The sequence below is a fragment of the Paenibacillus polymyxa genome (assembly GCF_001719045.1).
In the GTDB taxonomy this organism is placed as follows: Bacteria; Bacillota; Bacilli; order Paenibacillales; family Paenibacillaceae; genus Paenibacillus; species Paenibacillus polymyxa_B.
Genome location: NZ_CP015423.1, coordinates 3,878,733 through 3,901,687, shown reverse-complemented (window position 1 = coordinate 3,901,687; position 22,955 = coordinate 3,878,733). Strand labels below are relative to the sequence as shown.

The following is a 22,955-nucleotide window of genomic DNA, read 5'->3' as shown; positions in this document are numbered from 1 at the left end:
ATTGCACTTCGGAGCGATTGGAATCGAATTTTGCAAAATCCTGGTATAAAAAAACGCCCACAAACAAAAAATTCCAGAGAACCTGAAAGGTCCCTGGAATTAATATGATTATTCAAACGGATACCGAAGCCCCCACTGTGAACGAATCTGATCCATCAGTTTCATAATTCCTAATGATTCATCCAAAGAAATAGTAGAACTTTCGAGCAAGCCTTCGTTCAAGCAACGCCCGACTTCTTCTGCTTCAAAGGCATAGCCTGTAGAGGATCGGTCATCCTGAAAGTTTTGTGCCTCTTCACCGTCCACAACTAAAGTAGCCGATGTGCTGTTCAGGAATGACGGAATGTGGATATAGCCCTTTGTTCCATGGATGTATGCCTCATTCGTCAATCCGAGACGGACTGCCCCGTTAAGCATAGCCGTGCGTCCTTTTCCATAATCCAGCAAGATCGAAAATGTCTCGTCAACGCCTGTCTCTCCGATATGAGCAGTGCTCCATACATGCTCAGGTTCAGGGCCGAAGACCATTGAAGCAAAAGAAACCGGATAAATCCCTGCATCTAATAGAGCACCTCCGCCCAGCTCAGGGTTCAAAAGCCGCCCCTCCGGGTTCCAATCTACCCGAAAACCAAATTCCGCCTTAACCAGCTTTACCTCACCAATGTGTCCCGCATGTATCCACTCCCGCACTTGGCGAATCGGAGGCAAAAAACGTGTCCACATTGCTTCCATCAGGAATAGCTTACGCTCACGTGCAAAGCCGATCATTTCCTCCAATTCTTTGCTATTGACGGTGAAGGGTTTCTCACACAAGACTGCTTTGCCCGCCCGAAGAGCCATCAGAACATTCTCTTTATGAAAAGGATGAGGAGTCCCTACGTAAATAGCATCTATCTCGGGATCTTGTGCTAATTCCTCATAGCTCCCGTAAGCCCTTGATATTTGATGCTTAGCTGCAAATTCGGTAGCGCTTTCAATAGTGCGTGATCCAACAGCATACCCTTCTCCATTCGTAACATGCGCCAAATCCGCCACAAATTGATCTGAGATCCAGCCTGTGCCGACAATTCCCCATTTAATCTTTTTGCTCATACGTGTGTCCCTCCCAGCAATTTGGTTAACGTTGACTTACAACATACCCTTTTATTCTAGCAAACGCCTGTCCTAAACAAAAGAAGCATCTGCTAGACGACGGTTTCTTTTGTGGCCTAGCAGCATCTTCATTTATACCCATTATTGAATGACGTATCTGTAAAACTTTTTATCCACTTTCATGACCGGAAAACCAATCGGCAATTCTCCAGGAGCTATACTAACAAAGCCGTTCTTCTCATAAAAACGATGAGCTGCTACGAATTGTGGTGTTGTTCCAAGATAGATTTCTTCAATAGACCTTTCCCTAGCCCATCCTATGGCATGATGCAATAATTGATTCGAAACATTGAATGTTTTACCTCTATAGTTTTGTTTTACAAACATCTTTCTGAGTGCTGTCTTACGGTTCCCAATATCTAACAAAGCTATAGTCCCTACTACGTTTCCTTCACTAAGAGCCACCCAGAAGTTGCCGTTACCACGCTGATAAAAGTTTTCAATATCAAGCAAATCTGGCTGATCTTCTTTGGTTATGGCGATATCATATTCATCTTTTTGAATATGTAAAATTAAATCAACAACTTGTGATTGATACTCAGTTGAGTACTCTTTTAGAAAGATACTTTTAAACATCGTTGTGTTCTCCTATGATCGTCAATTGTTATACTGTTAGATTCCTATCAAACCACAGAACCTAAAATATTACCCATATCTCCTTATTCGCGCTTGATGCACGCTCAATATTAAATAACTCAACCTCCGCAACTAAACTAAGTTTCCACCTACACAGTCGAGGATGCGAAATCATTGTTTAGGTGCGAACGTTGAGTTAATTATGAATCTATATATATCAGAATTTTATTCTACGCTTGAAGCTGTGTAAGAATTTGCGGGTCCTTGATCTTCTGATCCTCGGCCAACAACACAACTTTGGATAGAATCTCAGCTGTTCTTGGGTCCTCGTCCAGAAACGGCAGGAAGATGCGTCCACGATGCTGCGAATGCACCGGGATAATATGCAGTGCTCCCTTCGCTTGCTTGTAGACACCCCCGCTTCCCAGATGCACAGCATATTCGCCAAGAGTCCCATCTACACGTGCATAATTCCCATCCAAGCGTACATTGCTAATTTTCAGCAGGCGAAGTGATTCCTGCACAATAACCCTACGCATTTCAATGGTCGTCAGACTGGCCTCTGGATCAACGCCACCTACATGGGCAACACTGACGACCAGATCCACATCCCGCATAACTTCGGAGAACAGAACAGGAGGAACTTCGTTCAACGGTACGCTCTTATACGTTGTCCGATCAAAGAACTGCACTGTCTCCAGTGTAGGAGCCTCGGTATCCGCTGGTGAGAACCAGTCCGCCATGGCATACAGGTTCGCAATCAGGTTCTCAGCATAGTACACCTTCTGAAGTCCGTCCTCATAGCTGACTGTCCATTGGCGACCTTTCAATAGGGATACCGTTTTATTCGGCTGTACCTGGTGTCCTGCATATCGATGGGAAACGGTCGCATTTGCACGTTCATCAGCATTCAGCAAGTACAGCTCACGGAACACCTGCTTAAATGGCTGGCGTATCTGGCGGTCGAATAAGTCCTTCTGGAAGTCGCTCCAACGACCACTTTCGAACAAATGAAGGGGATGGGCAATAATCAGCTTGTCCTCTTCTCCTATAGTATGCTGTTCAGCAAAAGGAGCCGTCAATACCAACGTTTCCTCATTAAAATATCCGAGGTGATCATCAGCCTTGAACACCAGTGTCCGCACCAACGGAGCAAGCACAGGATTACCCAGCAATCCTCTCAATTCCTTCACCATAAAGGTCGTACCAGACTCCATAGAGCGTTCCAATTCTTTGCGAGCTCTGCGGTACTGATCCACTAGATCTCCTTTAAGCTCCTTCAGCGACGTAACATACTCATCCTTCTTGAAACGAGCCGGAATGGATTTCAGCGTCTTGCCTTTGCTGACAATTTCAATATCTGCCGCTCCTTCAGTATCAATGACGAGCTGCACCGTTGTAGCCTCGTCCAAAGCATGTGGCTCAAAATAAGACCGAAGATCATCCAGCTTACGAGCTTCCATGTCCCATACGAGACGGGTTACGTCATCATAGCCTGCGTTACGTGCCAAATTCCCGAGCGCAATCCGTGAAACGAGTGCCTCACTGGACTTACGCTGTGCCCCGAATTTTTTGCTTTGTTCCAGAAACCTCTGGATAAAATCATAACGTTCGCGTATATCTGGTTCAGGCGGCTGAGCAAGTGGAATCAGACTGTAGGTCAGCAAATGGTCTTTGTTTCGCTTGTCCTCCACTGATTTTTCCATTTCACTCCGTTTGAGCTTACCCAGCGTCGCATCTGCAAACAACTGGGATCGACGATGATTGGCTCCAGCCGAAATATACTTGGCACAATCGTACAGCAGGTCAAAACGTTCCTCGCCCAACGTCTCATAGGCCTCATGAAACCAGTGAATATCGAAGGCACCATCATTAAAATCTTGCGGAGCAATCGGCGAATAATGAGCTACAATCGTTTCCTTCTCGGCCGAAAAACCTTCATTGATATGTGCATGGAAATACCATGCCGCACTGCGAAGCCCTTCCCAACCGAGATAGTCTGCTACAATCTCAATCCACTGCGGTGCATACATAGCCGCCTCCAGCAGACGTTTATCTGTAATTTTAGTGTTCTTCAGCTTTTCCTTGAGCAATGTGGCATCCTCGCCCTCACTCGGATAACATGCCTTGAGCAAGTGGCTGAACGATTCCTTTTTGGTAATACGATCACCGTAGCCGTACACATAACCACGCACAAACGTTTCCTTGTCGAGACCCTCCAGAATACGGATGAAATAATCCATACCTTCAAATTGGCTCAAGCCCATAACCTTTGGCGTAGCCTCGGTAGGCAAATCGCCTCGAACCAATTCAACCTCTAGCAGTCGATCAATAACCGTACGACGTATCTCCAAAAATTCTGGTCTGCTAGAAATCCATGTATTGCGGGCATTGGTTAAGGAACTCATATGTCTTCTGCTTTCACTACCAGCCAGCAGCTCCCGATACACTTCCCCTATACCGATCAACCCTTTTTCATATGCTTTGAAGTAATCCTCCAGATCCAGCGGAGAATAAAAACGATTTTCCGCTCCTGGCAGTTCTGCGTAGTTCACAAAGGTATGGAAAAAGCGCTTAAAGGACTCATCATCATGGACCTGCCCCTTCTCCAGTGCCACCCACGGGCCAGACAATAGATGGAGCATTCCCATATCCTCTTCAGGTCTGTCCTTAGGCATGCCTTGCATTAGTGAATTTAAAGCAAGGTCAATTACGTCAAATGTTTGGTCACCGGATGTGTCCATAAAATAAGCATTAACTAATGTGCTTACCTGATCGGAATAGGTCAGTTCTGCCATCCACTTCTGTACCTCGTTAATGCGATCCAAAGGATACATTTGCTCAGCGAAATCTTTACGCCATCCTTCCAGCAGCTTGTGCTTGCTTTGTTCTGAATAGTCCATGTTAAAAGAAAAGTATCGATAATAGCGATCCAGCGTTCGGTCCATAGGCTCTAATCGGTCATAAAAAACAAGCTCCAGCAGTTCACGCGCTTCCATGCCGCTTTCCTGCAAATAACGGTCCCACTCCTCATAGAGAGGATATAAAGACAGTCTGGAATCTACTTCTTCATCGATCTGAACCAGCCGTAGAGGACGAAGGTTCGTCCCGATAAGCAATGTATCTTTGTAGCCCGAATAATACTCCGCAGTATATTCCACATCACGATGATGATGAACAAGCTCGTCCAGTCCGCTCAAGAACTGCTTGAGCTTCTCCAATGGACTAACAAAAACATCGGCCAATCGAAAATCACCCAGATCAACTTTCTCTTCCAGCCAAGCTTCCTTGACATTCGGATCGTACAGTCCAAAACCGTTAGCCCCTGTATAAGCATCCTCCTGTCCCAGCTTGGACAGCAGTTGCTCCTCTTTGGCTGTAGGTTGCTGAATGATATCCGCCAAAGTCCGCAGGCTTTCATACTGTTCGGCACGATCCGGGTCTGCATATATCTTCGTCAATACTTCCAGTCCACCCAATCGTTGCAGCTCTGCCTTAGCACGCAGCAAGCGTTCCAATGAGCCAGCGAGCGGCTCTTCCGATTGTGAGAGCAGCACACCAATGACACTTTGGCGCAATGATCCCGTCTTGAGCTTTAATAAGGCTTCCATTTGTTGCATTTCTGGTTCCGACAGCGTCAGCTTACGTGCCTTGGCCACAGCGAACTCACGGATACTCATACTTTTGTCAGACAAACTGGAAAAAATAAAATCACGTTGTACCGCATCCTCAGGTTTTTGCACAAAATGATTCAACAGTTCACCACGCAGATTAGGGCTAATCTGTTCCTTTAAGGCTATGATTTCCCCAATCCAGGAAGCATCCATATCATAACCAGCGAGATACAGCATTTTTTGAATAGGTGCATCTGAGCGGTGATACAGATTAACAAAATCCAGCACCTTGGAGGGCTCGGTGGACTCACCCTTTTTCATATGTACAAACAGGTTATGAAGTCGTTCAAAATCCTTACGCCGCTCCTCTTTGCTCTCCAGCAAAGGAGTACGCACCACTTTAACGATCCGATCCGCGACCGTCCCGCCTTCTACCCATTCATAAAAATAATTGCTTGTATAGTTCGTCAGTATCCAATATTGAAGCTCTTGGTCCGTTTCACCCAGATATTCTCTCGCAATTCCGAGGCGCACATCCTTGTTATCACTGTTAGACAGTACATACAGTGCTACGATCTTCTGGTAGGTTGCTCCTTGCTCCATGAGTTTCCGAACCTGTCCATACAAATCACGTTCCTCATGTACTGCCGTAGCCCACAAACTCATATAAACTTCATTAGCATTTGAGCTGGTCAGCCATTCCTGGCGCAGTTCACTACGAGTCAATGCTTCATATGCCTGCTCGATCAGTTGGCGAACGACCCGCTGATTGGCGGATTCCAAGCCCATTCCCGTCCATACTGCAAGCGCCCGCACCACCGAACTGTAACGAATGAAGCCTTGGTCGATGATTACCTTCAACAGATATATTAGAGCCTCCGGGGTTCCTTCATCCATTTGTTCCACGATACTTTGGCGCAATCCCTCCTGGAGTTTGGCGGCTGCCAAGAGCTCGCCGATCATGCGATAATTCTCCTCCTGATGACTCAGGAGCATGCCTTTAATCATATTGCGCGTAAGTAACGCCGCCTGATTATCCCCATAAATAATAGCTTTTAACGCCTCAAGCACCTGTGAATTACCGTGATCCAGCTCATAAGCAATCCAGTCACCAATCGTTTCCTGAATCCGGTAATCTCTGCCTGGTTCATAATCCTTTTTTGTTAAATAATCCATTACGGAGAATCCGATACAGTCCATTCGGATCAACTGCACCATTCTTTTATAAATCCGGGAAGTATGGGCCGTAATATCCGAAGTGCGAAACGGTTTGCGCGCATACCCTGTGCTGTATGGAGATTCAGTCACATGCTCCGTTAGATGTGCGAATACATCGCCCGCTGTTTGTCCAATTAGAGCATGTAATACCTCTGTCAGTGGCTTAAACAGCGGTTCTCCGCTTTCTGTCGCCCGTTCTTTTAATATTCGCTGACATTCGTTAAATGGCTCCTCGTTCTCCTGTATGTAATGAAGCTTACCCAGTTCCACAACATACTGAGCCAACTCCTGTTGTGGTCCATCCAGTTGCGCCGCGCGCTCCTCCAATGTGGTGAAATATTCCTGCTCATTGTTCTCTTGATGCATGTTTCGTTTCCCCCTCTACCATAGGCCTCCAGCCAGCATTGTGAAGCGTATAAATACAATCTCATTCCCATCCTTAAGTGACAAAGGAGTATCGAGTTCAATAGTTTCCTCGTCACATACAAAAACTCTGTATAAACCATCTTCAAATGCCTGCATCGCCGTGTTCACGGCATCCTTAATATCCGGGGCACCATCATTATATATGGAACCGAATCCCACTTTGCCTATCTCGCCTTGTGCCTGAACTTCTTCTCCCGTAAGGAACGGAATCAGCGCGACACTCTCCTGCTTTTCCCGCAGCTTTTGAACATTCAGAGCAACGGTTGCAGTAATCAAATCTCGCAATGTTTCTGGAGCAGGACTCAGCTCTATTTCCTGTCGTGCGAGTGCGGGCTTGCGCTTTCCCAGACTTTTTACAGTTACAAACAGCTTCATGTCGTTCCCCTTCCTTTTTATTCACGCTTTTGGCCCGTTGTCAGCTGAATTTTTTGACCCATATAAAAACATCGTTAACAAAATCGAAAACGAATGTTTGTTCGTATTTTTATTTTAATATGTTCCTTATCATTACTCCATCGCCCTTTATGACCAAAATTCGCAGCGGTGCAACACCCTAAAACCTTAAAAAATAAGACTTTATACCCTGTTTTCGATAATTCCTTTCCATATTAAGGGTGAAAAAAAGACCTGCACAAGGGAGACCATCTGCTCTTCACAGACTTCCTTCCATTATACAGGTCGTATTTCATCATAAAACGATGTTTCAACATACTTATTTATTTAAAATGCTGGAACAACGCTGTCCTTGTAATTGTCCTCAAAAAATTTACGTACTTCCGGTCCAGTCATTCGCTTTGCCAGCTTTTGAATAGCATCGGAATCTGCATTATCCTTACGCGCTACCAGATTAATGGCAAAGTGCGTATCGTCTTTTTCGGTAATCAGCGCGTCCTTCTTCGGTGTCAGACCGAGCGGCTTGGCATATGCGGGATACATGGCAGCCATGTCCACATCATCCAGTGACCGCGCTAGCATCAACAAATCCACTTCTTTAAACACAAATTTTTTCTTATTTTCAATAATATCAGCCTGTGTAGCATTATAGCCTACGCCTTCTTTAAGCTTGATCAAACCGTTTTGCTCCATCATTACTAAAGAACGTCCAGTATTGGCCGGGTCATTGGCAATGGCAATAGTCGCACCTTCCGGCAGGTCTTTAACGTTCTTGTATTTTTTGGAGTACGCGCCGTAAATAGCGTTGTAAATAGGTTTTATCGCCACCAAATCAGACTTGTTGCTTTCATTATATTGTTGCATAAAAGGAGCATGCTGAAAGAAGTTAGCATCTACTTCCCGGCTTGCCAATGCGTTGTTCGGTTGGATATTGTCTGAAAGCACGACGATTTCCAGATTGACTCCGTCCTGTTTAAGCAGCGGCTTCACGATATCCAGCACATCTGTCATCGGTGGGATTAGCGTTGCTACTTTCAAGGTCACTTCTTTTTGGGAATTTGCTTCTTTAGACTGTGTTTCTGGAGCAGCCTGCTTTTGACCACCGCATCCGGCAACCAGTAGCATAACGACAGCAAATAGTGTAAGTAATTTCAAGTTCGTTTTCATGTTGTTTTTCCGACTCATTTGATGAGGAACCTCCAAGTAAATTGTGATTAGGAAGATAAAAAATGAGTTACAGTGGGAGCCGCAGCCGCTTCACGTGCAGATTGTTCTTCTGATCGCTGTTGAAATGGGATTCTCTCTGATTTGTAACACAATTTATAGGTTAGAATCCCATTTCAAAGGCGAACACTGACGCTTCTCCAGAACAATTCTGCCCGCTCCGCTTTTGAGGTACTGTAAAGTCATTTTTATTTCCCATAGTGAGTTGTGCAATTGTTAATGAAGAGATTCATTAACCTCTTACCGCTTGTCGATCCGGCGGGATATGGTGCTTCCGGTGAACTGGATCGTTTGTACGAAAATAATCATGACAACGATGGTGAACGCCATCAAGCCTGTTTCAAAACGCTGGTAACCGTAGCGGATGGCAAAATCGCCTACCCCGCCGCCGCCCACAATGCCCATCACCGTGGAGTAGGAGATGAAGCTAATGGTGGACGTGGTCAAACCCAGTACAAGCCCGGAACGAGCCTCCACGTACAGAAATTTAAAAATAAGCTGGAGGGTGGATGCCCCCATAGAAGTAGCGGCTTCAATTACACCTTTGGGCACCTCGAGCAATGATTGCTCCACCAGCCTCGAATAATAGGCGATGGCCACCACTGACAAGGGAACCGTTGCAGCCATCGTGCCCAGCGCCGTCCCTACGACCAGACGTGTAAATGGAATCATAAACACGACGAGCAGCAAAAATGGGAATGAGCGGATAACATTGACCACACTGTTCAATAGGGTGAACAGCAGTCGATTTTCATATTTTTGCCCTTTACCACACAAATACAAAATCGTTCCTGCCGGAAGCCCTAACAGTACAGCTGCTGCGATAGAAATCCCCACCATGATAAACGTCTCTCCGATGGCTTTCCATATCTCAGACTGATATTGCGCAATGATGCTCAGCATTTCATTCATCAGCTTCACCTGCTCCCGCTGTTGAACCTACCGCGGTGTCAGCTACACGCTGCGTTGAAAGTAGCTGCCCATCTCGCATTTCTGATACACGGGTACAAATATTGCGTACCACGTCCATATCGTGCGTTACGATTACAATAGTAACTCCCAGTTCACGGTTGATCTCCCGTAACACGCCCAAAATATCCGCGGTCGTCTGCGGATCAAGCGCCGAGGTTGGCTCATCACACAGCAGCACCGCAGGTCGATTCGCCAGCGCTCTGGCTATCGCCACACGTTGCTTTTGGCCTCCGCTCAGTTGTGCCGGATACTGTTCTGCTTTATCAGCTAAACCGACGAATTGCAGGCATTCGCGCACACGTTCCGCTCTCTCTTTTTTCGCGACACCTGCCAGCTCTAACGGCATTGCCACATTTCCACTGACCGTCCGATTGTGAACAAGATGATAATGCTGAAAAATCATCCCTATGGATCGCCGCGCTTCTCGGAGACGTTTTTCCGGCATGCTAGTCAGCTCTTCCCCGTTTACAACCACGTTTCCCTCATCCGGCCTTTCCAATACATTCATCAACCGGAGCAACGTAGACTTGCCGGCACCGCTGGCACCTATGATACCGTGAATTTCCCCCTCCTCCACTTGAAGGGACACGGATTGAACCGCATGAAATTGGCCGCTTGAGGTGGTATAATGCTTGCTTACCTGATGCAGCGTAATCATGAAACTTGGCCTCCTGATGATCCATTTCTGCGGGAAAATGTAATAAGCCCGCCAGCCCGGGCGGGTCTGTACGAGCCGTCAATTCCCATTGCATTAATATACCACAGAGCAGAAAACGGGCAAAGCATTTTGACAACAATTAACGTACATCCCATACCCCTACATAAGGATAGCGGATACCGAGTCCCCAAGCCAGCGTAAGCATCACCACAAAATAGAAAACAAATAAAATATCTACAGCCGAATAGCCAATCGCATAATAATACGTGCGCTTGGTTTCATTAGCAAAACCCTTGGCTTCCATAGCAATAGCAATGCGCTGCGCACGCCGGATACTTTGAGCGAGCAGCGGAATCGCATATCTGCGGAGTGTGGCATACATATTCCATTTGGACACATGCTGATGTAAGCCTCGAATGCGGTGTGCTTGTCTCAATGCCTGGAATTCCTCCACCATCATGGGCATTAACCGCATGGCTGCCAAGAAGCTGTACGCATACTTCGGAGGGAGCCTCCATTGCTGCATCAGTGAATAAAAAAGGTCCACCGGACGAGTCGTTAAACCAAACAGCAACCCTACCGCAGCCATACTCAGCGCACGAAAGCCCAGATGCATGCCTCGGTAAAAGCTTTCCTGCGTCACATGGATCAAGCCCCATGACCACCAGGTCGTCACCCCTTTGCCGAACATCATCATGCCCGTTGAAGTTGAAATAAACACCAATATAAAGGGAGATCCGTACAGCAGCAGCCGCTTCCATGGATGGCCTGACCAGACAAGCAGCAGCAACATAGTACACGCAACATTAAACATGACATTCGGATCATGAATGACTATAACGACCACAAACAGTATGGAAAACAACACGAGCTTTAAGCCCGGATTCACGCGATGCAGCCATGTTTTATGATGGGGAAAGGACAGGTTCATACTGTAGTTCCCCTTTCTGAATCCGCCATATATCGGTACAATATCGACGGACAATTTCCGGGTCATGCGTGACCATCACAATGGCCGTGCCTGCCGCTCTCAACTGCTCCAACATATCCAGCATGACAAAGGTATTTTGCGCATCCTGACCAAAAGTCGGTTCATCCAGCAGCAACACTTCCGGCTCACGGATCATGGCCGTAGCAATACTCAACCGCCTTTTTTGGCCTAACGAAAGCTGATACGGATGACGCTCGTCCAGCCGCTCCAATCCGAACTGTACGAGCATCCGATCCACCCGCTCCCGGCACTGTTCAGCACTAAACAAGCTCTTGGGTAACGAATACTCTAGTTCCTTTCGTACGGTATGCGTTACGAATTGCAGCTCGGGATTTTGAAACGCGAACCCGATACGCTCTGCCAGTTGTTCCGTACTGCCTGCCTCAATTCCGCGCACGCTATAACGTCCCTGTGTGCGAAGTAAACGCATCATGGAGAGCAGCAGCGAGCTTTTGCCAGCCCCGTTTTCACCGACCACGCCAATCCAGTCTCCAGGCTTCACCTGGACATGCTCCACATAAATCACTGAACTTAAACCGCGGAGACCACTAAAATGTTCCAGCTCCAGCAAATCAATCCCCGTACCATTCCCCGTACCATTCTGCTGTGTCACTGATTCACTCCAACGTGGCGAAGACGATTCATTCCATACTCCCGGGTACCACACGCCATACTCGGACAATGCCTGCCGATGCACATGAAATACTTCTTCCGCCCTTCCATCCGCAATGATCTCCCCTTGGGCAGAAAGCACTACAATCCGATCCACATCGTGGACGATTTCATTAATTTTATGCTCTACGATCACCAGTGTCTGGTCTACCGAAATATTGCGAATGGTATCCCACACCTGTGTAGTGCCTTCCTCGTCCAACAAAGCCGTCGGCTCATCCAGAAAAAGCACTTCTGGCTCCATAGCCAGCACAGACGCAATCGCCAAACGCTGCTTCATTCCCTGTGACATGTTGCCAATGGGCATGTGTATATCATCCGTCGATAGACCAACCTGTATCAGCAGCTCGCGAATACGGGATTGCATCTGTTCCCGGGGAACCTGATTATTTTCCAACACAAAAGCCAGTTCCTCGTCTGCATATGACATACAGAACTGCGTATCAGGATCTTGAAATACAATACCTGAGACACTTGGGATTACAGCAGCATCGCATTTCATGGGCACTTCTATCGTGCGTGGAATCAGACCGCTTAACACTTGGAGCAGTGTTGATTTACCGCATCCACTCGGTCCCAGTAGCAGCAGCTTTTCCCCCTTGTGGACAGACAAAGACATATTGTGAAAAAGCAGCTCTTGCTCACCGGGGAATTTCAACCGTAGACGGGTGATCGAAGCCACCACATCTTCGGTTGCCCGGCTCATCAATCCAGCCCCTTATAATCTTGTTCCGTTGCAGGTCTCAAACTTCGTGTAACTCCGGTTACCTCCAATGCCTTAGCCAGATAGAACGCGAATACCCCGGCAATCACAATACTGCCAATCATCCGAAATCCAATATACAAAACATAGTTCCAGGTCGATAGCTGATCAATATACCCGTAACTGAAGTCTAAAATCAGAGAAGTGACAGCCGCCCCGGCCGCAGCTAACGAAGCAACCCACAGGTTTGCGTTCCGATACAGAAAAGCCGCAAAAAACAGCTCCGCTCCCAAGCCTTGCAGCAGGCCATAGTACAAGGTGGACATGCCCCATTCGCTTCCCAAAAAAGCGCTGACCGTCGCCGCTGCCACCTCTGCCAAAATCGCAACACCCGGCTTGCGAATGATGAGATAAGCAAACGTGCCTGCCATAAACCACATGCCATACATCAGTTGCTCGGCGTGTAGACCAAATGGTTTCATCAAATCATAGGCAGGTCCCCATATTTTGTAGACCAACCCGAACACAACAGATATCACAATCGTGACCAAAATATCAGTCAGCTTCAACCCTTTGGACGCTCTTACAGCAGTATTCATTATTGCGTGCTCCCCTTTTTCCTTATAATTGGCCTCTTGGCCATAAAAAAAGCTTGTCTGGAGCTGAATCTCCAGGCAAGCTTTATGCGCAGTAAAAGGTGAAGCACCATACAAAACATCATTCGTCGATATGCCTTATATAACCAGTAGTCTAAGCTACTACACTGATACCAAGCCAAAGTCAGGGTCAAGGTAAAATGCTAGGACATACATTGAATCTATCGACAACCGCAAAACAAGCGGCATTCCTGTATAGTGTTCTTGGTTTCTCTACGCTGGCATTACCCAGATCAGATTTCACGGTCAGTGGCAAGGGCCACCCTCTCAGCCTGACTTTCTCAAGCTCCCGACAATGCTCTTTTAATTCACTATAATATATACCACATCTATGGCTTTGACAATCCTATAATCCGAAGAAACGTTTGGCTGTCTCCGTCGTGGCGATTTCGATCTCCATCATGCTTCGACCTGTACATTCGGCAACCGTAGCAGCAATATGAGCGAGATACACGGGCTCATTACGCCCTTCTTTGGGCTTCACGGGCAAATTACGCGGGGTCAAAAATGGAGCATCCGTTTCAATCATCAGACGGTCCAAGGGAATATCTCTGACCAGTTCACGCAGATGTTTGCCACGCCGTTCGTCGCAAATCCAGCCGGTGATCCCGATATACAGTCCCATTTCTACATACGTATGCAATTCCTGTTCAGTGCCAGTAAAACAATGCACTACCGCTTTATCCACAAGCCCTTGATACTCCCGAAGCATAGCGACAAGGTCCTCATGTGCATCTCGTTCATGCAGAAATAACGGCATATTCAGCTCACCCGCCAGTTGGATTTGCTCGCCAAACCATCGACGCTGCACATCACGTGGCGAAAAATCACGGTTATAGTCCAATCCGCATTCCCCTATGGATACAACCTGCGGCTGACCCGCCAACTGGCGGAGCTGCTGAATCGTGTCTGCGTTGCAGTCTTTGGCATCATGGGGATGCACGCCAGCTGTCGCATACAGCTTGCCCGGATAACGTGCTGCATACTGAGAAGCCTCCCGACTGCTGCGGACACTGGTCCCGGTAATAATCAGCGGTGAAATCCCTACAGCCGCGGCTCTCTCCACCACCTGTTCCCGAACTGCATGAAACGAACGGTGCATCAAGTTCACACCAATATCAATTAACGGTGTACCCCTTTCCATCTCAATCCCTCCTTCGCAAACTACAATCTCGGATCAATCGGCTCCGATTCCAGAGATAGCGCGGCAAGGACGCATTCATGAATACGATCTACCGTATCCTTGCGGACAAAACGTTCTACGCCTTCCACACCAAGCGCTCCTTCCATCAGGGCATGACGCTCCTTTTTGTTCGTTCGACGCTGCTTCAGACGCTTTAAATTCTCAGGGGCAAGATAATCCATACCGTAAATGATGTGCAAATACTTCCGGCCTCTCACCTTGATTGCAGGCTGAATCATCTTGTCCCGATTTTTCATCAAAAAGCGTTCCGGTTTGATCACAATCCCCTCATGACCATCCTCTGTCATCTCGTTCCACCAGCGAATGACCTCTTCCTCGCTTGCTTCGTCCGTGATCACGCGATACTCTGTCTCCATAAATAGGGAAGACAGCCCAGCCAGCTCCCGGTTTTGCTCCATATGCCAAATATGAGAATGGTCGAAAAAAGTCTTTCCGCTGTGTGCCAGCGTATGGAACGGTGCGATACGAATTTCATCCAGACCGTCCACATCCCAGCAATATTTTTGAAAAGCCTCTTGAAACGTTACGGCATTCGCGTACTTCTGTTCCATTTCCTCCAACCAGTCTCCAACCTCTCGGCCTGCAACCTCTGCCTGCTTCAGCTTGTCTACCAGCTTACTGCGATCCAGCAGAGCTGCTTCCCCCACATGGGCATACTGTGCAGCAATCAGTTCCCGAGCCTTGAGATTCCACGGTACAATTTCCGCATCCAGCAACACAAAATCCGTCTGGTTCCGTTCAAAATATCCAGCAGTCCGTAGATCCACATTTAGCTTTTCCAGCACTTGCTTCCCAAGGCTTTGTTCAAAGAAAGCTCTCCCGCTCCGACTGTAGATCGTGCCCAATGTCGGGTAGCCTACATATTGAACAGCAGCCTGTTCGTTTTTGAATAATAGCAAAATAGCCCGGCTACCCATATGTTTTTTCTCGGCCACCATCGTTTGTACTCCTTGCCCGCGATAATAAGCCAGCGCCTCACGTGGATGCTCCAGATATCCTGCCTCTGCAGACACCGTTGGAGCAGGACTCATCGTCGGTGGAATATATACCAGTTCCTCCATGGGTACAGTTACATGTGACACGGTATCTATAGCGGATTTGATCCATTCTCCTTGTACGCGCACTTCGCCATACGATTCCGTCAGCACACTGTAACCAGCGATGAGCTTGCGTAAATTCGGCGGGGAAAACCGTTTTCTCTGCCACCGGACAAGTGGGCTATCGGGATCATTCGCATAGTTCTCATGTGCCGGAACGCTGACAAATTCCTTTTCCGGATAACGATAAGCAGTCAGCATACCGCCAAATACCACACCCTGATCAATATTCACCGTCTGATTCACAAGGGTAGGCTGCGGTCTCGGATCATGTCCCCATACTACTATTTCTCCCGATTCATGGTCTACGAACCAATCCTTGCGGATCGGTTTTCCGTTCGCATCCTGCCCCTCCGTATCTCCATAGCGGCAATAATCAGAAATACGTGCCGACTGTTTGCCAATAAAATGATCCTTAATCCCGGCATGAGCCACGACCACGTGTCGCAATCCATTTCTGCCAAAAATAAGATGAGAAGGTGCATGTAGCAGAAAATCTCTCAACTCACTTCTAAGCTGTTCCGCCGCTGCCTTGCCCGCTTTTTGTTCATACTGGGCCAGTTTCTCTGCAAATCGTTCATCCCCATGACTGAGAGTCACCTTTCTTCCATCGAGATAACGGCCGATTTTCCAGCCATGATTACTGTCAATCATATACGCTAGTCCGGCATCCACGTGCTTTTTCCAGAACTGCACCGCTTGTAACGATTCTGGGCCACGGCTCATTACGTCCCCGACAGATACCAGTCTTCTGCCATCTGGATGATGGTATAGTCCTTCCGTATCTTCCGTATATCCTAGCTGCTCTATCACTTCCAGCATCTCACGGTAGCACCCATGGATATCACCAATGATGTCAATACCTGAGCCAATCTCATGAAATAGTGGCTGCGCACGGCGGACAAAATTCATTTCTTCTATATCCTTAAGGATATAGCAAGCGTTAAAGCCTTCCTCACGGATACCACGCAGGTTCCGCTTTAACAGCTGTGCCTGCTGCTTGACCCGTTGGCGGCCACGCGGATGCTCCCTGCCTAAATCCCGTTCCAGCAGCACAGCTTCGGGTACATCCAGTACCAAGGCCATAACAGGAACATGCGCCTTGGCTGCCAGCTGTACATATTTTTGACGATCCTCAGCATACAAATGAGTGGCATCCACAACCGTCAGCTTATTCAAGCGACAGCGCATAGCCAGAATCGTATCCATCGCCTCAAACGCCTTGGCTGACATTTGCTGATACTCATAGAACAGTACATCCGATTCCAGCCTTGGAAGTCCACTCCAGTCTATAAATTCCGTATCTCCGACCAGCTTGCGAAAATGATCCGAGGATACCACTTCCGTCTCCAGTAGAATCTCTTCGCTCACCAGCCTGTCCAATAATGTGGTTTTGCCACTGTTGGAGGCCCCAACCAACACAATCAGTCCAGCATGCGGTAAATGAATCGTACGTTTGGATGAATTGCTCATGCTTCCTTCTGCTCCTTTCTGCGCGTAAATATAGCCATTTGGGTCGGTTGTCCAAAGCCTTCGACCTCTTCTCCGATCCCCTTCAGCGCTACCGAATAAGGAGCTTCCGCAATCCACTGCTCACATCGTTCCTGAAACTCGCTTCTACTCCATTCAAAACGGTGATCGCCATGCCGCAGCTCTTGCTGATTCATACGATACACTTCATTATATTCACGATTGGGAGTCGTCACGATCAGCACGCCCGGCTGATACTCCGTCACAATCGTCTTCATCACCCGGTTCAGACGATGCTCATCCACATGCTCAATGACCTCACATAGAATCATCACATCTTTGCCCCGCAATTGTTCATCATAATAAAAGAGAGAGCCCATCATGGGTGTAGGGCTGATCGCGTCAGCATGCCTTTCCAGCTTGGCAAAACGCTCCATGGCTCTCACTTGTGCATACGCAGACGGCTCGACAGCCCAAATCTCTTCAATGCCAGTCATTCGGGCCATCCGAGCCGATAGCTTCCCTTCCCCTGAACCAAAATCTACGATTTTCTGTCTTCGAGGCAGCTTGCGAATCACGTCCATTATGGCTTGATATCGCAGTTCATTCAGCCGCACAGTAGGCTGCTGCTTCCCTTCCTCCTGTGGCTGTTCTTGCTGTTGAACCTGTTCGTGCTTATCCTTTTGAGCTTGGACAGTATCCTTTTCAATGTGTTTTTTTGTACCTGTTGTTTCAGCAGAAACAGAATCAGATCGCTCAAATTGCTCAATCAGATTGGTAAAACGAAGCGTGCGTCGAATGATCAGCTCGCGTAGTGGATGCTCTGGCAGCCAGCCCTCACCGTAACGTCTCAGCTTGTCAAACTCTTCTTCACTAATATAGTAGTGCTTATAATTATCCAGCACCGGAATCAACAGCAATAACTGACGCAACGCATACTGCACCGTCTGATGACCACTTAACGTGACATATCTGACGGTGCTTCGATTTTTCAGCTGAAAAGAATAGTCCGCTTCCCCTCGTTCTATGGCCACTTGATAACCCAGCGGAGCAAATAGTCCCTCCACCACAGAATCCGGCAAATCCGAAGCAACGGGCCCAAACGATAACTCCAGCGCAAAAGGGTGCGTCACCCATCCTACATAGTCTTCCTTGGGTTTGCCGTTCAGGGCCGTGCCAAGCGAGCCACGAATATAAGTGCAAAATAAGCTGCTGGTTACAAACTCCCGGTCATTAATATATTGTGTAATGTCATAGCTGTCTGGACTGTTTTTGACCAAATCAATCGAATCTGGCGAGGCCTGAATGACGATCTCAGCCTCTTCCTGGGTAAAAACGGTGTACACCATGCGTACACGTGCGCCTTTTTCTGTGCGATCATACGTATTGTAAGGATTCTTAGCAAGCAAATGCGAAATCACCCCTGCATGGGTTCCGGTTGCTTTTAGCGTGATGTGCATACTCCACTTCTCCTTCCCAGCTTATGCTTTCCATACTTCATTCACCGCAGTGCGGAACAAATCATCCAACTGCTGATCCCGTCCACTCTCCACATGCTGAAGCAAGGGCGCCTTTTGTTCAAAATAAGCAATTTGCTGCTGGATAAAATCATTCACCACCGAAAGCTGTGGCTCAATATCCAGTTCCTCGCCCGCTTTTTTACGTTGCAGCAAATGCCTGATCACCTGATAAAGTTCTGTATCTGACGGAATTAATTCCTCTAGCAAGTCTCCAAATTCAATCGGAGGCATGCTGTTGTAACGTTCAATCCAGCCACAGGCCAACAGTGGGCGTAGTACATAAAAGTACTTTTTAATTTTCACCTGTTCTCCTTGCAAATAATCCCGATAGTTTCCCCGCGCCATATTCAGATAATGGTACATACAGGACTTCGGAGAGAAGGTTAACGGCGATATCGCACGAATCTGGTCAGCCACTGAATACTGCTCCAGATAGGGAATCGGAGATTGCAGCCATTCCAGCAAAGGCGGATTGGATTTGCGAAACAAATGGAGTGCCTTTTTCAAATCCCAGCCGTTCATATCCAGCAAATTGCTGATTGGCCGCTCAATCACATCCCGCTTATCAAAAATAGACAAATACCATTCTATGGGTCTTACATAGATAAATCGTACATCATAGTCACTGTCCTGTGAAGGAAACCCCCATGCCCGACTGCCTGATTCACAGGCGTATATAATACGTATTTGCTCCTCCTGCTCCAACGCGCGCAGCTCACGCAAAATCGTTTCGCGCATTTCTGGTTGAATGTAACCCTGCCCATACTTCACATCTGTCATGTTGTTCCCTCCCTTATCATTAAAGTATTTCCCGAATCTGTTCTCTAATCGACTCATCCGTTTCATCTATTAATAAGCGGCGAAGACGCATAGCCGTTTTCTCTCCCGTCCAAACATGTTGCATCCCCCTTCTGTTATGTATTGCTTCTTATTTCATCGTGCTATCTTATATCCCTATGATGCTTTATTTTGGAAGTCGTGAACATGGTGAAAGTATTACAAAGATGAATAAATTCCCTTTTTCCTGCATCCCTTCCCTGTTAGAATAAAGGGATACTTGCTTTCGGAGAACGGCAACAGAAACGGGGAATGCATCATGGCGAGAGAGAGTTTTGATAAAGAAATTCAATTCCTGCGCATGCTCACACTGACCAGCGGCGCTTATAATCGGCAGCAATTTGCAGACAGACTGGGCATTTCAGTGCATACCTTTGATAAAACAATCAGGCGTCTCAAGGAAATCGTCCAATCCGTACAACAACAGTTGCCTGAGAACCAGGGACATGATTTTAATGAGATGCTGCGCTTTAATTATTACGAATCCGCTGATCCATTACTTTTATTCTTGTTTCGGGCTAAATCGCTCAAGGAATCAGAAAGCGTCCGCTTATCTCTTCTGCTGACAGCGCTACAGTCACAGCCTCTGACCACTATGGAATTGCTGGATGCTTGCTGCAACGGGCGGCCTTCCGACAGTTCGCTGCCGGATGAAAAAACGATTCGTTCCGATCTGAAATATCTGGTCGAAGTGGGCGTGGTTCGCAAGGAGCCCGGCGGCAGACCTTACCGCTATGCTGTCCGCAACGATCTGGTGACAGGACTGACGGACGAGGAATTACTGGACTTATATGATTTTGTAGACATTATGGCCAACACCCAGCTTCCCTCTGTTCAGGGATATCTGTTGCGAGATCATCTAAAAAAAGCTATGCGCCGTCAAGCCGGAGATCGGGATATGATTGAACCTTTTTTATATAAATACCACTATTATTCACGCATTCTGGACGAAGCCCATATTCATCCGCTTCTGCATGCCATTCGGCAACGTCGCTGTGTAACTTTTTTATATTTTTCGACATCCAAACGAAGCATGTACGGGTCACAGAACACAAACCCGCTGTTTGAAAAAGAGACGGAGGGCCGTGAACATACCATTCTGCCCCTGCAAGTCATCTATGATCATCAATATGGACGTTGGTATGTTCTTGGTCATGTAGGCGGTAAAGGAATCATGAAGTTTCGTATGGAGGGCATGACTCAATTGGTGGAGGGCAAGCCTGTACCAGAGCAGTTTCATGCCGATCTGCTAGCGGTGTTGGAAGAAAAAATGCGGTACAGCTGGCTTGTTGATACCGGTCGTCCTGTGAAGGTACGGGTACGTTTTTTTAATCCTGAGGGCGCGAAGCGCAACTTTATTCGGGAACGTGTGCTGTCACAGGGACAGTGGGGTACGATTGCGGAGGAAGAAAGTGAATCCTTTATCTATGAAATCACAGTGAATGGAATCACCGAGATTAAGCCGTGGATTCGCAGCTTCGGATCAAGCTGTGAGGTATTGGAGCCCCAGCGGCTGCGTAAGGAATTCAGACAGGAATGGAAGGAGCTGCAAGCCTATTATGAGCCTGTTCGAGAAAATATTTAACTATCAGATCGTCTCTCGGCTGGATGAATCGGGCGCTTTTGCTACCACATCACAGGAAAGAGTCTGGCTCCAATCTATGCTGACAGACTCGGCAGCAATAGAGGCTTTCACCCCGTCTACGCTTGATAAGCTTCGGCAGATGCTCACAGACGACGAGCCGCTGGAGGCCGATGGAAGTTTGCGGGAAAAAGCAGGTATCCCTGCTGTCTCGGTATATCATCCACTCCTGCGTGAATTGCGTCCCATTCTGCGGTCCCGTTCAGGCATCTGTATGACCTACAAACTGCGCAACGGACGCATGCATGAGCAAATGTCCGGTTTTCCATATAAGCTGGAGTTCTCCATGGTCAAAAAAGAATGGAGCCTGCTGTGGTATAACCGCAGACACCGCGCGCTCATGTCTACCAAGCTGTCTAATATCGTGAACATCACGGAAGATGAGCTTCTACCCGAAGAGGCCGAAAAATTCACCCGACGTATACTCGATATACTGGAGTCGCGCAAAGAGCAAGGCATCATCGAAATTATTCCCATATACAACGGTGAAATGTCTCGTATTTTATATGCTTTTTCCTGCTTTGAAAAAGAGGTCGAATATGTTCAGGAAGCAGATACCTATCGTATTACGCTCACCTTCCAGGCAGACGAATGTGAATATGTGCTATCCAAAATCCGTTTCCTTGGCAAACGTGTCAAGGTCGTCCAAGGCTCCCGGCTGATTTCACGAATGAAGGAAACAACGTCCAAGGCCCTTGCACGCTACGAAGAAGAATAGCTACTGAGGAAATATGAGATGCCTCCATGTAAATAGGCCCTCCCTCCGTCTGTTAATGAGACGAAGGGAGGGCCTTATTAAACTACAGTTCGTATAAACAAGGTCATACACTTACATCCACATACGCCTGCTGTAACAAACGGGTCCGCAGTACCAGTTACGGCAAGGCTTGTCCGCGCGCACTGACATACAATTCATACCATTCCTCACGGGTCATCAGCTCGCTCTGGCGTTCCGCATCCTGACATGCCTTGATTCGTTCAGGATTGGCGCTGCCAAGGACGGGCTGAATCCGTGCCGGATGTTTCATAAGCCAGCCAAGGACGATCGCCTCACGTGTCGTTTCCTTTTCAGAAGCTAGCTTCTGCACCCGTTTTGCCGTCTTAACGACATGCTCAGGCTGCCCTTCCAAAGGACCTCCGCTAAAACGTCCCTGCGCCAGCGGTCCCCAGGCTTGGAGCTGAATATCCTCGGTTTGGCAATATTCCAGCAAACCTTCGCCAAAATGTACATTTGTCCCTGCCTGCTGGTTCACATGTACTGTCTGATCTATAAAATGCAGATGGGCCAGGCTCATTTCCAGCTGATTAACGATCAGCGGCTCCGTTAGGCTCCGTTCCAGAAACCGAATTTGGCTTACATTCATATTGGAAACGCCAAAATGCCGTACTTTGCCAGATGTCTTAAGCTCGCTGAACGCCTTCGCTACTTCTTCCGGCTCTACCAGCGGATCAGGGCGATGCAGCAGCAGGATGTCCAAATATTCGGTACCCAGACGCTTCAGGATACCATCCACGGACTCCATAATATGAGCATATGAGAAATCAAAGCGGCCCGGGAGCGTACCATCTGGCAGAAAAATGCCGCATTTGGACTGAATTACGATTTGTTCACGCAAGCCCGGCTGTCCCTTTAAAATCCGGCCGAAAATCTCTTCCGCTTTCCCAATACGATAGATATCCGCATGATCGAACATCGTAATCCCAATGGATTGTGCGGCTTCTACAGCTCTTTCCGCTTCAACGACATGCTCCTGCGTAAACGGTGCATGGCTCCATTCTCCACCAAAAGGCATACAACCGAGCGCCAGCCGACTATCGGAGATTCCACGTTTCTGTAAAGGCATAATCTTCATGCTGCTCCTCCTTCAACCCTCAAAATATTCCCTGCTTCATCCACATATGAATAGTTCGTGGAACCGCTATCACACAC

General features: G+C 47.6%; 17 protein-coding genes and 1 riboswitch. Of the genes, 2 read left to right on the top strand and 15 right to left on the bottom strand.

The annotated features are described in order from the left end of the window. Positions 1–108: 108 nt before the first annotated feature. From AOU00_RS17410 to AOU00_RS17345, 14 genes are all read right to left on the bottom strand, one after another. Positions 109–1,092: a Gfo/Idh/MocA family protein gene (locus AOU00_RS17410; RefSeq protein WP_069291198.1), complete on the bottom strand. Its 984-nt coding sequence runs from the start codon at positions 1,090–1,092 to the stop codon at positions 109–111. A gap of 141 nt (positions 1,093–1,233) precedes the next feature. Then, positions 1,234–1,728: a GNAT family N-acetyltransferase gene (locus AOU00_RS17405; RefSeq protein WP_069291197.1), complete on the bottom strand. Its 495-nt coding sequence runs from the start codon at positions 1,726–1,728 to the stop codon at positions 1,234–1,236. 230 nt (positions 1,729–1,958) lie between these two features. Next, a complete protein-coding gene (locus AOU00_RS17400) occupies positions 1,959–6,926 on the bottom strand; it encodes a DUF4132 domain-containing protein (protein ID WP_069291196.1) in 4,968 nt (1,655 codons plus the stop codon). Between the two features lie 15 nt (positions 6,927–6,941). Next, a complete protein-coding gene (locus tag AOU00_RS17395; protein ID WP_069291195.1) occupies positions 6,942–7,361 on the bottom strand; it encodes a hypothetical protein in 420 nt (139 codons plus the stop codon). A gap of 345 nt (positions 7,362–7,706) precedes the next feature. Then, positions 7,707–8,564, bottom strand: a complete 858-nt coding sequence (locus tag AOU00_RS17390; protein ID WP_061830605.1) for a MetQ/NlpA family ABC transporter substrate-binding protein — start codon at positions 8,562–8,564, stop codon at positions 7,707–7,709. A 279-nt stretch (positions 8,565–8,843) separates the two neighbouring features. Next, the gene (locus AOU00_RS17385) at positions 8,844–9,515 is read right to left on the bottom strand and encodes a methionine ABC transporter permease (protein ID WP_013308947.1); all 672 of its coding nucleotides are present in this window, start codon (positions 9,513–9,515) and stop codon (positions 8,844–8,846) included. After that, positions 9,508–10,233 carry a methionine ABC transporter ATP-binding protein gene (locus tag AOU00_RS17380; RefSeq protein WP_069291194.1) on the bottom strand — a complete coding sequence of 242 codons (726 nt, stop codon included), beginning with the start codon at positions 10,231–10,233 and terminating at the stop codon, positions 9,508–9,510. Before AOU00_RS17380 ends, AOU00_RS17385 begins: the two co-directional genes overlap by 8 nt. Before the next feature lie 139 nt (positions 10,234–10,372). Then, positions 10,373–11,164 (bottom strand): energy-coupling factor transporter transmembrane component T family protein, encoded by a 792-nt coding sequence (locus AOU00_RS17375; RefSeq protein ID WP_069291193.1) that lies wholly within the window; start codon positions 11,162–11,164, stop codon positions 10,373–10,375. Next, positions 11,139–12,602 (bottom strand): ABC transporter ATP-binding protein, encoded by a 1,464-nt coding sequence (locus tag AOU00_RS17370; protein WP_069291192.1) that lies wholly within the window; start codon positions 12,600–12,602, stop codon positions 11,139–11,141. Before AOU00_RS17370 ends, AOU00_RS17375 begins: the two co-directional genes overlap by 26 nt. Continuing rightward, the gene (locus AOU00_RS17365; protein WP_061830613.1) at positions 12,602–13,198 is read right to left on the bottom strand and encodes an ECF transporter S component; all 597 of its coding nucleotides are present in this window, start codon (positions 13,196–13,198) and stop codon (positions 12,602–12,604) included. Before AOU00_RS17365 ends, AOU00_RS17370 begins: the two co-directional genes overlap by 1 nt. A 248-nt stretch (positions 13,199–13,446) precedes the next feature. Beyond that, positions 13,447–13,558: riboswitch (TPP riboswitch) on the bottom strand. A 43-nt stretch (positions 13,559–13,601) separates the two neighbouring features. Further along, the gene (locus AOU00_RS17360; protein WP_069291191.1) at positions 13,602–14,399 is read right to left on the bottom strand and encodes a TatD family hydrolase; all 798 of its coding nucleotides are present in this window, start codon (positions 14,397–14,399) and stop codon (positions 13,602–13,604) included. Between the two features lie 20 nt (positions 14,400–14,419). Beyond that, the gene (locus tag AOU00_RS17355) at positions 14,420–17,029 is read right to left on the bottom strand and encodes a polynucleotide kinase-phosphatase (protein ID WP_069291190.1); all 2,610 of its coding nucleotides are present in this window, start codon (positions 17,027–17,029) and stop codon (positions 14,420–14,422) included. Continuing rightward, on the bottom strand, positions 17,026–18,486 hold the full coding sequence (locus AOU00_RS17350; protein WP_069291189.1) for a 3' terminal RNA ribose 2'-O-methyltransferase Hen1: 1,461 nt from the start codon (positions 18,484–18,486) through the stop codon (positions 17,026–17,028). Before AOU00_RS17350 ends, AOU00_RS17355 begins: the two co-directional genes overlap by 4 nt. A 21-nt stretch (positions 18,487–18,507) precedes the next feature. Then, the gene (locus AOU00_RS17345) at positions 18,508–19,326 is read right to left on the bottom strand and encodes a nucleotidyltransferase domain-containing protein (RefSeq protein WP_069291188.1); all 819 of its coding nucleotides are present in this window, start codon (positions 19,324–19,326) and stop codon (positions 18,508–18,510) included. A 316-nt stretch (positions 19,327–19,642) separates the two neighbouring features. On the opposite strand from AOU00_RS17345, the gene AOU00_RS17340 reads away from it, so the two are divergent. Continuing rightward, the gene (locus AOU00_RS17340) at positions 19,643–20,968 is read left to right on the top strand and encodes a helix-turn-helix transcriptional regulator (RefSeq protein WP_069291187.1); all 1,326 of its coding nucleotides are present in this window, start codon (positions 19,643–19,645) and stop codon (positions 20,966–20,968) included. Then, the gene (locus AOU00_RS17335; RefSeq protein ID WP_069291186.1) at positions 20,943–21,743 is read left to right on the top strand and encodes a WYL domain-containing protein; all 801 of its coding nucleotides are present in this window, start codon (positions 20,943–20,945) and stop codon (positions 21,741–21,743) included. Before AOU00_RS17340 ends, AOU00_RS17335 begins: the two co-directional genes overlap by 26 nt. 157 nt (positions 21,744–21,900) lie before the next feature. Here AOU00_RS17335 and AOU00_RS17330 read toward each other — a convergent pair whose 3' ends face one another. Then, positions 21,901–22,878: an aldo/keto reductase gene (locus tag AOU00_RS17330; RefSeq protein ID WP_069291185.1), complete on the bottom strand. Its 978-nt coding sequence runs from the start codon at positions 22,876–22,878 to the stop codon at positions 21,901–21,903. Between the last annotated feature and the right edge of the window lie 77 nt (positions 22,879–22,955).